The organism is Gemmobacter nectariphilus DSM 15620, assembly GCF_000429765.1.
GTDB lineage: Bacteria > Pseudomonadota > Alphaproteobacteria > Rhodobacterales > Rhodobacteraceae > Wagnerdoeblera > Wagnerdoeblera nectariphila.
Map to the genome: position 1 here is coordinate 82,448 of NZ_AUCM01000008.1, position 14,192 is coordinate 96,639.

Annotated in this window: 15 protein-coding genes; 8 read left to right on the plus strand and 7 right to left on the minus strand. The window is 67.1% G+C overall.

What is annotated here, in order from left to right:
* The first annotated feature begins 12 nt into the window (after positions 1-12).
* The 5 genes from G481_RS0109570 to G481_RS23410 all read left to right on the plus strand — a co-directional run bounded on the left by G481_RS0109570 (position 13) and on the right by G481_RS23410 (position 6,029).
* On the plus strand, positions 13-1,332 hold the full coding sequence (locus tag G481_RS0109570) for an ATPase (RefSeq protein ID WP_425402456.1): 1,320 nt from the start codon (positions 13-15) through the stop codon (positions 1,330-1,332).
* 328 nt (positions 1,333-1,660) lie between these two features.
* Positions 1,661-2,650 carry a pyruvate dehydrogenase (acetyl-transferring) E1 component subunit alpha gene (gene pdhA, locus G481_RS0109575; RefSeq protein WP_028029839.1) on the plus strand — a complete coding sequence of 330 codons (990 nt, stop codon included), beginning with the start codon at positions 1,661-1,663 and terminating at the stop codon, positions 2,648-2,650.
* Positions 2,651-2,662: 12 nt separating this feature from the next.
* Positions 2,663-4,042, plus strand: a complete 1,380-nt coding sequence (locus G481_RS0109580) for a pyruvate dehydrogenase complex E1 component subunit beta (protein ID WP_028029840.1) — start codon at positions 2,663-2,665, stop codon at positions 4,040-4,042.
* A 12-nt stretch (positions 4,043-4,054) separates the two neighbouring features.
* Positions 4,055-5,392 carry a pyruvate dehydrogenase complex dihydrolipoamide acetyltransferase gene (locus G481_RS0109585; RefSeq protein ID WP_028029841.1) on the plus strand — a complete coding sequence of 446 codons (1,338 nt, stop codon included), beginning with the start codon at positions 4,055-4,057 and terminating at the stop codon, positions 5,390-5,392.
* A gap of 118 nt (positions 5,393-5,510) precedes the next feature.
* On the plus strand, positions 5,511-6,029 hold the full coding sequence (locus G481_RS23410) for a CAP domain-containing protein (RefSeq protein ID WP_051294437.1): 519 nt from the start codon (positions 5,511-5,513) through the stop codon (positions 6,027-6,029).
* On the opposite strand, the gene G481_RS0109595 is transcribed toward G481_RS23410, so the two are convergent.
* The 5 genes from G481_RS0109595 to G481_RS0109615 are packed head-to-tail and all read right to left on the minus strand — an operon-like array spanning position 6,026 to position 9,892.
* Positions 6,026-6,679 carry an N-acetylmuramoyl-L-alanine amidase gene (locus tag G481_RS0109595; protein WP_028029842.1) on the minus strand — a complete coding sequence of 218 codons (654 nt, stop codon included), beginning with the start codon at positions 6,677-6,679 and terminating at the stop codon, positions 6,026-6,028. The two genes, G481_RS23410 and G481_RS0109595, sit on opposite strands and share 4 nt — an antisense overlap.
* A complete protein-coding gene (locus G481_RS0109600) occupies positions 6,680-7,390 on the minus strand; it encodes a hypothetical protein (RefSeq protein WP_035025748.1) in 711 nt (236 codons plus the stop codon).
* Between the two features lie 32 nt (positions 7,391-7,422).
* Positions 7,423-8,901 carry an Asp-tRNA(Asn)/Glu-tRNA(Gln) amidotransferase subunit GatA gene (gene gatA / locus G481_RS0109605; protein ID WP_028029844.1) on the minus strand — a complete coding sequence of 493 codons (1,479 nt, stop codon included), beginning with the start codon at positions 8,899-8,901 and terminating at the stop codon, positions 7,423-7,425.
* The gene (gene gatC / locus G481_RS0109610; protein WP_035025713.1) at positions 8,898-9,188 is read right to left on the minus strand and encodes an Asp-tRNA(Asn)/Glu-tRNA(Gln) amidotransferase subunit GatC; all 291 of its coding nucleotides are present in this window, start codon (positions 9,186-9,188) and stop codon (positions 8,898-8,900) included. Before gatC ends, gatA begins: the two co-directional genes overlap by 4 nt.
* Before the next feature lie 26 nt (positions 9,189-9,214).
* Positions 9,215-9,892, minus strand: coding sequence for a ceramidase domain-containing protein (locus tag G481_RS0109615; RefSeq protein WP_028029846.1), 678 nt, complete (start codon positions 9,890-9,892; stop codon positions 9,215-9,217).
* Positions 9,893-10,025: 133 nt separating this feature from the next.
* On the opposite strand from G481_RS0109615, the gene G481_RS0109620 reads away from it, so the two are divergent.
* Positions 10,026-10,721 (plus strand): metal-dependent hydrolase, encoded by a 696-nt coding sequence (locus tag G481_RS0109620; RefSeq protein WP_028029847.1) that lies wholly within the window; start codon positions 10,026-10,028, stop codon positions 10,719-10,721.
* A gap of 36 nt (positions 10,722-10,757) precedes the next feature.
* Here G481_RS0109620 and G481_RS0109625 read toward each other — a convergent pair whose 3' ends face one another.
* Positions 10,758-11,198 carry a DsrE family protein gene (locus tag G481_RS0109625; RefSeq protein WP_035025714.1) on the minus strand — a complete coding sequence of 147 codons (441 nt, stop codon included), beginning with the start codon at positions 11,196-11,198 and terminating at the stop codon, positions 10,758-10,760.
* Positions 11,199-11,268: 70 nt separating this feature from the next.
* Entirely contained in the window at positions 11,269-11,721 is a 453-nt protein-coding gene (locus G481_RS0109630; RefSeq protein WP_028029849.1) for a nucleoside deaminase, read from the minus strand.
* A gap of 142 nt (positions 11,722-11,863) precedes the next feature.
* Here G481_RS0109630 and G481_RS0109635 point away from each other — a divergent pair, with 142 nt between their 5' ends.
* Together G481_RS0109635 and G481_RS0109645 are read left to right on the plus strand one after the other, a co-directional pair.
* A complete protein-coding gene (locus G481_RS0109635; RefSeq protein ID WP_028029850.1) occupies positions 11,864-13,051 on the plus strand; it encodes a pseudouridine synthase in 1,188 nt (395 codons plus the stop codon).
* Between the two features lie 248 nt (positions 13,052-13,299).
* Positions 13,300-14,181 carry a 5-bromo-4-chloroindolyl phosphate hydrolysis family protein gene (locus tag G481_RS0109645; protein ID WP_028029852.1) on the plus strand — a complete coding sequence of 294 codons (882 nt, stop codon included), beginning with the start codon at positions 13,300-13,302 and terminating at the stop codon, positions 14,179-14,181.
* The last annotated feature ends 11 nt before the right edge of the window (positions 14,182-14,192 follow it).

The window sequence follows — 14,192 nt, forward strand, 5'->3', positions numbered from 1 at the left end:
GAGGCCCCTGCGATGAACATGCATGTCAACGACGCCCCCAACGTGACGCCGCCCCCGGCGCTGCGCAAGCTGGACGATGTGGGGCTGGGCATGGTGATGATGCGGGACATCCTGCTGAAAACCATGTTCCGCATGAACCTCACGCAGGTCACCGATCTGGCGCGCATCGTCTGCCTGCCGGTGCCGCTGGTGCAGGAACTGGTCGACATCGCGCGCGGCCAGCGCCTGCTGGAAGCGACCGGCACGCTGCACGCGACCAGCGGCAACGAAATGGGCTATCAGCTGACCGACGGCGGCAAGGCGCGGGCGCTGGATGCGCTGGCGCAGTCGGAATATTACGGCGCCATGCCCGTGCCGCTGGAGGCCTACAAGGACCAGGTCAAGCGCCAGTCGGTGCGCAAGCTGAAACTGACCCGCACCGAATTGCTGCGCGGCATGGGGCACCTGATCCTGCCGCCCGATCTGATCGACAATCTGGGCCCGGCCGTGACCTCGGGGCGTTCCATCCTGATGTATGGCCCGCCTGGCAACGGGAAATCCAGCATTTCCAACGGCATCCGCGACGCGCTGGGGGACAAGATCTATGTGCCCCGCGCCATCGAATATTCCGGCCAGATCATCACCGTCTATGACCCGATCGTGCATTCCTCGGCCGAGGCCGCGGTGGACGATCCGAACAGCCTGCGCCGCACCTCGAACCGCTACGACACGCGCTATGTCTATTGCGAACGCCCGACGGTGATCACGGGGGGCGAACTCAGCCTCGACATGCTGGACCTGACCTACAATGCCACCGCACGCACCTATCAGGCCTCGCTGCAACTCAAGGCGACGGGCGGCATCTTCATCATCGACGACCTTGGCCGCCAGGCCGAGCCACCGCAAAAGATCGTCAACCGCTGGATCGTGCCGCTCGAGGAAAGCCGCGACATCCTGGCCCTGCAATCGGGCGAGAAATTCACCGTGCCCTTTGACACGCTGGTGATCTTTTCGACCAACTTCCACCCGAACGAGATTTTCGACGGCGCCGCACTGCGCCGGATCTTCTTCAAGATCAAGATCGACGGGCCGAACCAGGAAATGTTCCTGAAAATCTTCGCGCTGGTGGCCAAGAAGAAGGGCATGCCGCTGAACGAGGCGGCGCTGATTCACCTGCTCAAGGTCAAATACCCGACGATCAACAACAACTTCGCCAACTACCAGCCGGTCTACCTGATCGACCAGATGATTGCGGTCTGCGAATTCGAAGGCATCCCCTATCAGATGACCCCCGAGCTGATCGACCGCGCCTGGGCCAACATGTTCGTGCGGCAAGAACAGATCGCGCACTGACCCGCCCGCGCGCGGGGTGGCAAACCTTGCCTCCGGCGGGGATATTTCGGGCAAGATGATACCGCAGGCGCCTTCCTTTGGGGATCGCGCCTGTTTCGCGCGTGCATGGGTATTTGTGGAAAGGTGAAGGGGCAAGCGCCGCGCCCCCCCCTTTCGCCTTGATACAAATATCCCCGCCGGAGGCATCCGCAGGCCCCGCCAGGACCGCCGCCGGGGTGGCAGCACAGCGCCGACCGCAGCGCCCGGACAGGATTTTACTTGCCGGGCCGAGGATGCGCGGATAGTTTAACGCTAAACTATTTCAAGCCATCGAGGGGAGGGCCTTGCCGTGGCAGCGAAGAAGCCGGCTGACAAGCCGAACGTGTCCAAAGACGATCTGCTGAAATATTACCGCGACATGCTGCTGATCCGGCGGTTCGAGGAAAAGGCCGGCCAGCTTTACGGCATGGGCCTGATCGGCGGGTTCTGCCACCTGTATATCGGGCAGGAAGCCGTCGTCGTGGGGCTCGAGGCCTGCACGAAAGAGGGCGACAAGCGCGTCACCTCGTATCGCGACCACGGCCACATGCTGGCCTGCGGCATGGAGGCCCGCGGCGTGATGGCCGAACTAACCGGGCGTGAGGGCGGCTATTCCAAGGGCAAGGGCGGCTCGATGCACATGTTCTCGAAGGAGCGTCATTTCTATGGCGGCCACGGGATCGTGGGGGCGCAGGTGCCGCTGGGCGCGGGGCTGGCCTTTGCCGACAAGTATCTGGACAACGACAACGTCACCTTCACCTATTTCGGCGACGGCGCCGCGAACCAGGGCCAGGTCTATGAGACCTACAACATGGCCGAGCTTTGGGATCTGCCGGTCATCTTCGTGATCGAGAACAACCAGTATGCGATGGGCACCTCGGTCAAGCGGGCGACCAAATCGACCACGCTTTATGAACGCGGCGTTGCCTATGGCATTCCGGGCGAGCAGGTCGACGGCATGGATGTGCTGGCGGTGAAGGCCGCTGGCGAAAAGGCCGTGGCGCACTGCCGCGCCGGCAAGGGCCCCTATATCCTGGAAATGATGACCTACCGCTATCGCGGCCATTCCATGTCGGACCCGGCGAAATACCGCACCCGCGAGGAAGTGCAGAAGATGCGCGACGAACGCGACGCCATCGAGCATGTGCGCGATCTGCTGATCCAGGGCGGTCATGCCAGCGACGACGATCTCAAGGCGATCGACAAGGAGATCAAGGCGATCGTCAACGATTCGGCCGAATTCTCCAAGGACAGCCCCGAGCCTGCGCTGAGCGAGCTCTGGACCGATATCTACGCCTGAGGGGGGAGAACCATGGCAATTGAAATCCTGATGCCCGCACTGTCCCCCACGATGGAGGAAGGCACGCTGGCAAAATGGCTGGTGGCCGAGGGCGATACCGTCAAATCCGGCCAGATCATCGCGGAAATCGAGACCGACAAGGCCACGATGGAATTCGAGGCCGTCGATGAAGGCACCATCGGCAAGCTGCTGATCGCCGAGGGCACCCAAGGCGTCAAGGTCAACACCCCCATCGCCGTCCTGGTGGCCGAGGGCGAAACCGCCGACGCCCCCGCGCCCGCAGCGGCGCCAGCCGCTGCCCCCGCGCCTGCGGCCGCCGCGGCTGCCGCTCCGGCAGCTGCGGCCCCCGCCAAACCCGCCGCCCCGGTTGCCGTCAAGGCTGTCGCCCCCGACTATCCCGCCGGCACCCCCACCAAGACCATGACCGTGCGCGAGGCCCTGCGCGAAGCCATGGCCGAGGAAATGCGCGCAGATCCCACCGTCTTCCTGATGGGCGAGGAGGTGGGCGAATACCAGGGCGCCTACAAGATCAGCCAGGGTCTGCTGGACGAATTCGGCGCCCGCCGCGTCATCGACACCCCGATCACCGAACACGGCTTTGCCGGTATCGGCGTCGGCGCCTCGTGGGGGGGCCTGCGCCCCATCGTCGAGTTCATGACCTTCAACTTTGCCATGCAGGCGATTGACCACATCATCAACTCGGCTGCGAAGACGCTTTACATGTCCGGCGGCCAGATGGGCAGCCCCATCGTGTTCCGCGGCCCGAACGGCGCCGCCGCGCGGGTGGGCGCGCAGCACAGCCAGGATTATGCCGCCTGGTATGCGCAGATCCCCGGCCTCAAGGTGGTGATGCCCTATTCGGCCGCCGATGCCAAAGGCCTGCTGAAATCGGCGATCCGCGATCCGAACCCGGTGATCTTCCTGGAAAACGAGATCCTCTATGGCAAGTCCTTCGAGGTTCCGGTTCTGGACGATTTCACCATTCCCTTCGGCAAGGCCCGTATCTGGCGCGAAGGCACGGATGTCACCATCGTCTCCTTCGGCATCGGCATGACCTATGCGCTCGAGGCGGCAGACCAGCTGGCCAAGGATGGCATCAGCGCCGAGGTGATCGACCTGCGCACCCTGCGCCCGATCGACTATGACACGGTGCTGGCTTCGGTCCAGAAGACCAATCGCTGCGTCACCGTCGAAGAGGGTTGGCCGGTCGGCAGCATCGGCAACCATCTGTCGGCGACGATCATGCAAAAGGCCTTCGACTATCTCGATGCCCCGGTGATCAACTGCACCGGCAAGGATGTGCCGATGCCCTATGCCGCCAACCTCGAAAAGCTCGCGCTGGTCACCACCGCCGAGGTGGTCGAGGCCGTCAAATCCGTCTGCTACCGTTAAGGAGGGGGGACCATGGCAACCGAAATCCTGATGCCCGCGCTGTCTCCGACGATGGAGGAAGGCACGCTGGCCAAATGGCTGGTGTCCGAGGGCGATACCGTCAAATCCGGCGACATCCTGGCCGAGATCGAGACCGACAAGGCCACGATGGAATTCGAGGCCGTCGATGAAGGCACCATCGGCAAGCTGCTGGTGGCCGAGGGCACGCAAGGGGTCAAGGTCAACACCCCCATCGCGACCCTGATCGCTGACGGCGACACCGCCGACGCCCCCGCCCCCGCAGCGGCGCCAGCCGCTGCCCCCGCGCCTGCGGCCACCGCGGCTGCCGCCCCGGCAGCTGCGGCCCCCGCCGCCCCAGCCCCCGCCCCGGCCCCTGCGGCACCGGGCGGCAAGCGGGTCTTTGCCTCGCCCCTCGCCCGCCGGATCGCGGCGGAAAAGGGCATCGACCTTGCGACGGTCAAGGGGTCTGGTCCCAATGGCCGGATCGTGCGTGCCGATGTCGAGGGGCTGAGCACGGCGGCCCCGGTCGCTGCCCCGGCGACCGCCCCCACCGCGACGCCAGCGCCCGCTGCGGCGGCCGCCCAGGCACCGGCACCGACCGCGACAGCCATGCCGACCGGGCCGACTGCCGCGCAAGTGGCCAAGATGCTCGACGGCCGCGCCTACGAGGAAGTCACGCTGGACGGGATGCGCCGCACAATTGCCGCGCGCCTGTCCGAGGCCAAGCAGACCATCCCGCATTTCTACCTGCGCCGCGAGGTGCGGCTGGATGCGCTGATGGCCTTCCGCGAACAGCTGAACGCCACGGTCGCCAGCCGCGGGGTGAAGCTGTCGGTCAATGACTTCATCATCAAGGCCTGCGCCATGGCCTTGCAGCAGGTGCCCGATGCCAATGCTGTCTGGGCGGGCGACCGCATCTATCGGCTGAAGCCCTCGGATGTGGCCGTGGCCGTTGCGGTGGATGGCGGGCTGTTCACCCCGGTCATCAAGGACGCGCATCTGAAATCGCTGTCCGCCCTGTCGGCCGAGATGAAGGATCTGGCGGTCCGCGCGCGGTCGAAAAAGCTGGCGCCGCATGAATATGTCGGCGGCTCGATGGCCATCTCGAACCTTGGCATGTTCGGGATCGAGAATTTCGATGCGGTCATCAACCCGCCGCATGGCTCGATCCTGGCCGTTGGCGCCGGGCTGAAGAAACCCGTCGTGCAGGCCGATGGCAGCATCGGCGTCGCAACCGTCATGTCGATGACGCTGTCGGTGGATCACCGGGTGATCGACGGCGCGCTTGGGGCCGAGTTCCTCAAGGCCGTGGTCGAGCTGCTGAAATCGCCCATGGCCATGCTGGCCTGACGCCCCCAGCCCCGGCCTGCCAAGGGCCGGGGCCGCACCCGCGAATCGCCGCGAAGGTGCCGGATTTCGGCCCGATTGGACGGCTATCACAACGCGATGCCTGCCAAAGGAGGCCCGGTTGATCCGACCCAGTCTTGCCCTGTCCCTCGCCCTGCTGTCCGGCTGCGTCACGGTGACCAGCACCTCGGCGCCCCGCCCCGCTGTCCAGCCGATTGCGGCGGCGTTCTCTTGTGCGTCCGATCCGGGGCTGGCCTCGGAACAGGCCGCCCTGCTGGCCGAGGTCAACGCCGAACGCCGCGCGGCCGGCCTGCGCCCGGTGCGGCCCGATCCGCGCCTTGCCGCTGCCGCCCACGGTCAGGCCTGCGACAATGCGCAACGCGGCGCGCTGGACCATATCGGATCGGACGGATCGCGCCCTGGCGTGCGGGCGCTGCGGGCCGGGTATGACTATCAGATGGTGGCGGAAAACCTTGGTCTGGGGTTCCAGAGCGCACCCCAGGCGATGTTCTACTGGATGCGATCGCCCGGCCACCGCAAGAACGTGCTGGCCGCCAATGCGACCGATGCCGCGCTTGGCCTGACGGTCAGCCGCGCCGGGCAACGCACCTGGGTTCTGATGCTGGGCGCCCCGCGCTAGGCCGCAAAGTGCCGGGCCAGTTCCAGCGCCAGCGCGGCATCCGTGCCATCTGCGGGGCCACTGGCCCATGGGCGAAACCGCAGCCGGAACGCCTCGAGCCGCAAGTCCGCGCTTACCCCGGCCGGATAGCCAAAGGCCAGCGCCGCCGCGTCGAACCCTGCGGGGTCGGCCGGGGCCTGCGGCGCTGGCCAGACCGCCAGCCCCGACCGCGCCAGCCGCCGCCAGTCAAAGCGCGGCCCCGGATCGGCCTTGCGCCCGGGCGCCATGTCGGAATGCCCGATCACCCCGTCGGGGCCGATGGACCAGCGCGCCATGATACCCGTCAGCACCCGCTCCAGCGCCTGCATCTGGGGTTCGGGGTATGGGTGATCGCCGCGGTTGGCCAGTTCAATCCCGATCGAGCGCGAATTGATATCGCCCATCCCGCGCCATTCGCCCGCCCCCGCATGCCAGGCGCGCCGCTCTTCGGGTACCAGGGCCTCGGCCGCGCCGGTCTCGGAAATCAGCCAATGCGCCGACACCTCGGCCTCGGGGTCGCACAGGCGGTCCCGCGCGGCAGCGCAGCTGTCCATCGCCGTATAATGGATCACGATCAGCGAGGGGCGCAGCCCGCCCCGCCGCTCGCCATGGTTCGGCGACGGAAAATGCACCTAGTTCAGGCCGGCCCGGAACGGGCGCGGATCCCAGCCGCAGGCAAAGCCGTCACCATCGGGGTCAACCCCCATCGGATCACGCTCGGGTCCGCCGCGCTTGAGGAATTCGATCTGCGCCAGATCGGCCGAGGAAAACGGCGCGCAGGAGGCCTCATAGCTGCGCAGCCGCAGGCTGGAGCGCGCATAGACCCGGGTTCCCGGCGGATTGGTGGTCGACATCGCATATTGCGCGATGTTCGGCCCGGTATCCCCGGTCCGCTGCGGCAGGGCGGTCGGCTGGACGACCACATATTGCTCGCGCTGGCGGCGCAGCCGTTCGGCATCCGAGGCGATGGTCTCGCGGGCGGCAACGGCGGCAAAGCTCTGCTCGTCGGAAATCCCGCTATGGGCGACTTCGCCGGATTGGGTCTTGATCCCGGCCGGCGCATCGCCGCGCGGGCGCTCGCCGTTGGGCATCACGGGCGCGGTCGAGGGCGCGGCCGTTGCCGTCGTCGGCAAGGGCGCGCCGATCGGGGCGGCCGTCACCGTTTCGGTGCTGATGGCAGGACCACCGATGACCGGCTGCGGCGTCCCCCCCAGCTGGCCATCGCGGCGGCGCATATAGTCGGAATAGCTTTCGAACCCGACCCCTTGGGCGGAATCGGGAACTTGCGGCTGGCAGGCGGCCAGCGTGCTTACGGCAAGGGCAGTCAGAACAAGGCGGTGCATCGGGGCCTCGGCAAAGCGTTCAACCGCCGCCCTTACCACCATTTTTCCGGCTTGGCCACAAAGCCCGCCGCGCGTTCCAGCACATGGGCGTGATTTAGCAAACCTGCCTCGTCCCACGGGCGGCCAATCAGTTGCAGCCCCAGCGGCAGGCCCTTGCTGTCGAGGCCGACCGGCACCGAAATGCCCGGCAGGCCCGCCAGGTTGACCGTCACGGTGAAGACGTCGTTCAGATACATCTCGACCGGGTCGGCGCTGGCCATCTCGCCCAGACCAAAGGCCGAAGACGGGGTGGCCGGCGTCAGGATCGCATCGACCCCGGCGGCAAAGGCCTCTTCGAAGTCGCGCTTGATCAGCGCGCGCACCTTGCGGGCGCGGTTGTAATAGGCATCGTAAAAGCCCGCCGACAGCACATAGGTGCCGACCATCACGCGGCGCTGCACCTCGGGGCCGAAACCTTCGGCGCGGGTCTTTTCATACATGTCGACGATGCCATCGCCCTGCGCCAGCCTGGCCCGGTGGCCATAGCGCACACCATCATAGCGCGCGAGGTTCGACGAGGCCTCGGCCGGCGCGATGACGTAATAGGCGGGCAGCGCGTATTTGGTATGCGGCAGGCTGATGTCGACGATCTCGGCCCCGGCATCCTTGAGCATGGCGGTGCCGTCGTTCCACAGCTTCTCGATTTCCGCGGGCATCCCGTCCATGCGGTATTCGCGCGGAATCCCGATCTTCTTGCCGCGGATGTCGCCGGTCAGCGCCGCCTCGAAATCCGGCACCGGAATGTCGGCGCAGGTCGAATCCTTCATGTCGTGGCCGGCCATCGCGCCCAGCATGATCGCCGCATCGCGCACGGTCTTGGTCATCGGCCCGGCCTGATCGAGCGACGAGGCATAGGCAATGATGCCCCAGCGGCTGACGCGGCCATAAGTCGGCTTGATGCCGACGATGCCGGTAAAGGCCGCCGGCTGGCGGATCGAGCCGCCCGTATCGGTGCCGGTCGCCGCAAGGCACAGATCGGCGGCCACCGCGCTGGCCGACCCGCCCGACGATCCGCCCGGCGTCAGCAGACGGTCATCGACCTTCCACGGGTTGACGGCATTGCCATAGCACGAGCTTTCATTGGAACTGCCCATGGCGAATTCGTCCATGTTCAGCTTGCCCAGCATCACCGCGCCAGCCTCGAACAGCTTGGCCGTGACAGTGGATTCGTATTCCGGCCTGAAGCCGCGCAGGATGTTCGAGGCCGCCTGCGAGGGCACGCCCTTGGTGCAGAACAGATCCTTGATGCCCAGCGGAATGCCGCACATGTCCGGCGCATCGCCCGCCTTGATCCGCGCATCCGCCGCCCGCGCCTGGTCCAGCGCGATATCGGGCGTCTTGTGGACATAGGCCCCCAGCGCATCCCCCGCGTCCATCGCGGTCAGGCAGGCCATGGTCAGATCCTCGGCCGTGGTCTCGCCCTTGCGCAGCGCGTCGCGGGCCTCGGCAATGGTCAGGGTATTCAGGGTCATTCCACCACCTTCGGCACGGCAAAGAAGCCCTCGCGGGCGTCGGGCGCGTTCTTGAGGATTTTCTCGGGATAGCCGCCGTCGGTCACCTCGTCGACACGGCGCTTGAGCCGCATCGGCGTGACCGAGGTCATGGGTTCCACCCCGTCCACGTCCACTTCGTTCAGCTGTTCCATGAAGGTCAGGATGCCCGACAGCTGTTCGGCCAGCTGCGGCAACTGATCCTCGGCCACGCGGATGCGGGCAAGATGGGCCACCTTGCGGGCGGTGGAAATGTCGATGGTGGACATGGGGGCCTCCGTCTGTCGCAAACCGTTTAGCGGCGCGGCGCCATGGGTGCAAGGCACGAGGCTGCATGGCGGCGCCAGACTTCGATCATCCAGCCCAGCAGGATGGCGTTCAGCACATGCCACAGGAAATGCGTGCCCAGCGGCCAGGCGGCGCAGACCGCCATGTCCAGCGTGCGGAACGTCAGGGAAACCACCAGCAGCCCCGCCCCGATGGCCAGCCCCCGCGCCGTCGCCGGGGCGCGATGGCGCAGCGCTGTGGCATAAAGCGCAATCAGCAGCGGCACCGGCGCATAGGCCGCCGATGACCCAAGACCGGGGATCAGGGCAAACACCGGCACGCTCAGCGCGGCATAAGGCACAAAGGCCAGCACCGCCCCACCGGCCACCCAGGGCCGCGCCCCCAGGAAATCGCGCGTCGCGGCAAAGACATAGAGCAAGATGAACCCGATGATCGGCGCCACATCCAGCCCCCCGGTCAGCCGGTTGGCATGGGTGTGAAACAGCCATGAGCCGACCCCGATCACCGCCAGAGCCACAGCCATCGCCTGCCCCATGGGCAGCCCCCGCACCCGCGGCCAGACCAGCGCCGCCGCGATCACAAAGGCCAGGTTGGTCAGGGCATTCACCGGCTCGGACCAGTACTCTGGCCCGGTGCGTTCGCAATAGCCATCAACGGTGGCCAGCCATCCGGCAGCGTTTGTCATGGAAACTCCGGTTTCTCGCGCTAAAGTGGCCCGGTTGCGCGGCGGTCTCAAGCCTTGGCGCCGGGGGCCCTGCCCCCGGACCCCCGGGATATTTGAGGACTGATGAAATGCCGCTTTTCTGGAAGGAGAGACGATGAAGATCACCTGGCTTGGCCATTCCGGCTTTCGGATCGAGATCGGCGATCAGTGCCTGCTGGTCGACCCCTGGCTGACGGGCAACCCGATGTTCCCCGCTGACCGGCGCGCCGAGGCGATTGCCGGCGCCAGCGCCGTTCTGGTCAGCCATGGCCATGGCGATCACATGGCCGATGCACCGGGAATCGCGAAGGACCTGGATATTCCGGTGCTGGGCAAATACGATCTGACCACCTGGATGGCCGAGCGCGATGGTTGCAAGACCGTCGGGTTCAACAATGGCGGCACGGTGCGGCTGGGCGATGTGGCCGTGACCATGGTGGCGGCCTCGCATTCCTCCTCGTTCAAGGGGGAACACGGGCCGGTCTATCTGGGCAGCGAATGCGGCTACATGATCGAACATGGCGGGCGCACGATCTATTTCTCGGGCGATACCGATGTGATGGCGGATATGGCCGTCTTCAACGACCTGCACGCCCCCGAGATCGGCATCCTGTGCGCGGGCGGCCATTTCACCATGGACATGAAGCGCGCAGCCTATGCGGCGCGCAAATTCTTCAACTTCAAGACCATCATTCCGTGCCACTACCGCACCTTCCCGCTGCTCGAGCAGTCGGCCGAGGCGCTGAAGGCCGGGGTGGCGCCCGGCGTGCGCGTGCTTGAACCTCAGGTGCTCGAGCCGATCACGGTCTGATCCGGCCGGGGGGGCGCCCGGCGCCCCCCTTTGCCGTCAGGGCCGCAGATAGGCATAGCCCTCGTATTGCAGCTCCATCAGCCGCACCGCGCCCGATGGCACGGTTTCAGCCTCGTCCAGCAGCGGGACATCCTTTTGCGTGCGCTGGCGGATCGATTCCACCGTGTTCAGGCAGGCGGAAAACCGGATCGTCTCGTGCTGCAACGACAGATCGGCGATGCGCGAGGCGACGGGCGAGAGATCCTTGCGCAGCATCGTCAGGCCAAGACCATAGGTCACGATCTCGACCGTCGCGGTCTGGCCAAGCGACTGATAATGCTTGATGATGTTCACGGCATTGTTCAGCGCCATGTTCATCGTCGCCGGATCGTCCTGATCGACATGAATGGCGACCTTCGGCCCCTCGCCAGCCGCAAGCCCCATGCCGGTTGTCGCCATGACGGCCAGCGCCGCACCCAGAAATGCCCTGCGGATCATACGAACCTCCCTTTCGTATATATGAATACGTCAAGGTGGACCGGAGTTGCCGCGCAAGGCAACGATTCGCTCAGCGCCGCCCCGCAAAGAAGCCGGTCAGCAACGCGCCCGCCTCGACCGCCCCGATCCCGTCATAGACCTCGGGCACATGGTGGCACTGTGGATGGGTGAAAATGCGCGGCCCCTGCGCCACCCCACCGGATTTCGGATCCGCCGCCCCATAATAGAGCCGCGCGATCCGCGCGGCAGAGATGGCGGCAGCGCACATCGGGCATGGCTCGAGCGTGACATAAAGATCATGGCCGATCAGCCGCTCGCGGCCCTGGGCCAGACAGGCGGCACGAATGGCCAGCATCTCGGCATGGGCGGTCGGATCGTTCAGCTCGCGCGTGCGGTTCCCGGCCCGCGCCACCACCTGCCCGCCCGGCGCGACCACGACCGCCCCCACCGGCACCTCGCCTCGCTGGGCGGCCGCGCGCGCCTCGTCCAGCGCCTGATCCATATAGCTGCGAAAGGGGTTCATGCCCCCCTCATGCCCCGGCCCGGCCGACAGGACAAGCCGCCTTGCCCCTTCGCCTTGATCCAAATATCCTCGGGGGTCCGGGGGCAGACGGCCCCCGGGGCCATCCGTCCCGCGCCACGCCGGGCCCTCATGCGAGCTTTCCATGTCCCGACGCCCGACCGATACGCCGAAAAAACCCGGCGCCCCGAGCCACACCGCCAAGCCTGCACCGCGCGCCGAACCCGCCCCCGCCAAGACCGGCGGCGAGCGGATCGCCAAGGTGCTGTCGCGCGCCGGCGTCGCCTCGCGCCGCGATGCGGAGCGGATGATCGCCGAAGGCCGGGTCAGCGTGAACGGCAAGGTGCTGGACAGCCCCGCCCTTGATGTCACGCCGAAGGACCGCATCACCGTCGATGGCAAGCCGCTCGCCCCGCCCGAGCCGCCGCGGGTGTGGCTTTATCACAAGCCCGAGGGGCTGGTGACCACCGCCCGCGACGAACAGGGCCGCCGCACGGTATTCGATGACCTGCCCGAGGACATGCCGCGGGTGATGACCATCGGGCGGCTCGATCTCAATTCCGAAGGGCTGCTGCTGCTGACCAATGATGGCGAGCTGAAACGGCGGCTCGAGCTGCCCTCGACCGGCTGGTTGCGCAAATACCGGGTGCGGGTGAACGGGCGGCCCGAGGACAGCCAGTTCGAGCCGCTGCGCAAGGGCATCGTCATCGAGGGCGAGGAATTCCAGCCGATGACCGTGACGCTGGACCGCCAGCAGGGCGCCAATGCCTGGCTGACCGTGGGTCTGCGCGAGGGGCGCAACCGCGAGATCCGCCGCGCGATGGAGGCCGTGGGCCTTGCGGTGAACCGGCTGATCCGGGTCAGCTATGGCCCGTTCCAGCTGGGCGATCTGAAGGCGGGCGAGGTGGCCGAAGTGCGGCCCCGGATGCTCAAGGACCAGCTGGGGCTGGCAGAAACCCCGATGCCGCGCACCGAGCCGAAACCGCGCGGTCCGGCCAAGGAAGGCGGCCGCCTTGGGCCGGCCGGCAAACCGGCCGGCCGCGCGGCGACAGCCGCCGGGGACAAGCCCCGGCAGGGCTCCGCCTCGGCCGGGGCCAAGGGGATGGCAGGGTCGGCGAACCGCTGGGCGGACCGGCGGTCCGGGGCAGCCGCCGACACCGAGAAACCTGTCAGAACTGGCGGAAAAGCACCCTTGGCGCGCGGCGGTGCCAGCCGGGGCGAGGCGACCACCTCTGCCGCCCCGTCCCGCAGGCCAGCCGGCGGGGCACCCGGGGGGCGGGGAAAACCGGCCCCGCGCGGCCCGCACACGCCCAAGGGGCGGCCAAAAGGCTGACCCGCCAGGCGGGGGGCAAATGGCAATCTGCTGCCGCCGCTTGCATTTTCCCCCTGGCGCGGGATGGAACGCGGCCCCTCGATCCCCTATAGTCTTGCATGGATCATGCTTTGGTCCGGGACGGACCAGACCTTGGCCGGACCGGATCAGCTTTCGGGGGCGCGGATGGGCCAGACGGGTATCAGGCGGACGGCCTTTGCGCTGCTGGCGATGCTGATCGTTTATGCGGCCTTCGCGGGGGTTGGCCCATGAACCAGCGATATGGTGGCAAATACAGCCCCGGCGCGCGGCCCCAGTCTGGCGCCACCACCCAGCCCCCGCTGCACAGCGCCCGCCCGGCCCGCGCGGGTGCGCGGGTGAACCTGTTGTTCTTGCTGCCCTTTGTGCTACCCCTGACCGCCTTTCGGCAAGGGCCGGTCGGGCTGACGGCCGATCTGGTTGCCTTTGGCCTGCTGATGCTGGCCGCCTGGCTGACGCGTGAAGGCGAGAAGGCCCACGAGGCCTGGGAGGCCCGCGCAATCGCCCGCCGCCCGGCAATTCCGCGCAAGATCTTCGGATCGGTCCTGACGGCGCTGGGTGTCGGCCTTGCGGCCTGGGCGCCGGGTGCGGGACTGACCGCGCCGCTGCTGCTGGGGGCGCTGGGGGGCGTTCTGCACCTGATCGCCTTTGGCCCCGATCCGATGTCGGACAAGGGGATGGAGGGGATCGACAGCTTTCAGACCGAACGGGTCGCCACCGCCGTCGCCGAGGCTGAAAAGCACCTGACCGCCATGCGCGAGGCCGCCCGCCCCGTCGCTGACCGCGAGGTGATGGACCGGATCGACCGTTTCGCCGCCACCGCCCGCGCGATGTTCCGCACGCTGGAAAACGATCCGCGCGATCTGACCTCGGCCCGCAAATATCTGTCGGTCTACCTGGGCGGCGCCCGCACGGCCACCGAGCAATTCGCCCAGATCTACGGCACCACCCGCGATGCCGCAGCCCGCACCAGCTATGTGGCGCTGCTGGACGATCTGGACACCCGCTTTGCCCAGAAATCCGAAGCCTTGCTGTCGAACGACCGCGATCGGATGGATGTTGAAATCGAAGTCCTGCGCGAGAGACTGGCGCAGGATGCCCCGCGTGCCTGACCCCCGCCACA

Bases quoted from the DNA above. Each gene is read 5' to 3' on its own strand.
- G481_RS0109585 (WP_028029841.1), top strand. From the start codon at position 4,055: ATGGCAACCGAAATCCTGATGCCCGCGCTGTCTCCGACGATGGAGGAA.
- G481_RS0109580 (WP_028029840.1), top strand. From the start codon at position 2,663: ATGGCAATTGAAATCCTGATGCCCGCACTGTCCCCCACGATGGAGGAA.
- G481_RS0109615 (WP_028029846.1), bottom strand. From the start codon at position 9,892: ATGACAAACGCTGCCGGATGGCTGGCCACCGTTGATGGCTATTGCGAA.
- G481_RS0109620 (WP_028029847.1), top strand. From the start codon at position 10,026: ATGAAGATCACCTGGCTTGGCCATTCCGGCTTTCGGATCGAGATCGGC.
- G481_RS0109600 (WP_035025748.1), bottom strand. From the start codon at position 7,390: ATGCACCGCCTTGTTCTGACTGCCCTTGCCGTAAGCACGCTGGCCGCC.
- gatA (WP_028029844.1), bottom strand. From the start codon at position 8,901: ATGACCCTGAATACCCTGACCATTGCCGAGGCCCGCGACGCGCTGCGC.
- G481_RS0109625 (WP_035025714.1), bottom strand. From the start codon at position 11,198: ATGATCCGCAGGGCATTTCTGGGTGCGGCGCTGGCCGTCATGGCGACA.
- G481_RS0109570 (WP_425402456.1), top strand. From the start codon at position 13: ATGAACATGCATGTCAACGACGCCCCCAACGTGACGCCGCCCCCGGCG.
- G481_RS0109630 (WP_028029849.1), bottom strand. From the start codon at position 11,721: ATGAACCCCTTTCGCAGCTATATGGATCAGGCGCTGGACGAGGCGCGC.
- G481_RS0109645 (WP_028029852.1), top strand. From the start codon at position 13,300: ATGAACCAGCGATATGGTGGCAAATACAGCCCCGGCGCGCGGCCCCAG.
- gatC (WP_035025713.1), bottom strand. From the start codon at position 9,188: ATGTCCACCATCGACATTTCCACCGCCCGCAAGGTGGCCCATCTTGCC.
- G481_RS0109635 (WP_028029850.1), top strand. From the start codon at position 11,864: ATGTCCCGACGCCCGACCGATACGCCGAAAAAACCCGGCGCCCCGAGC.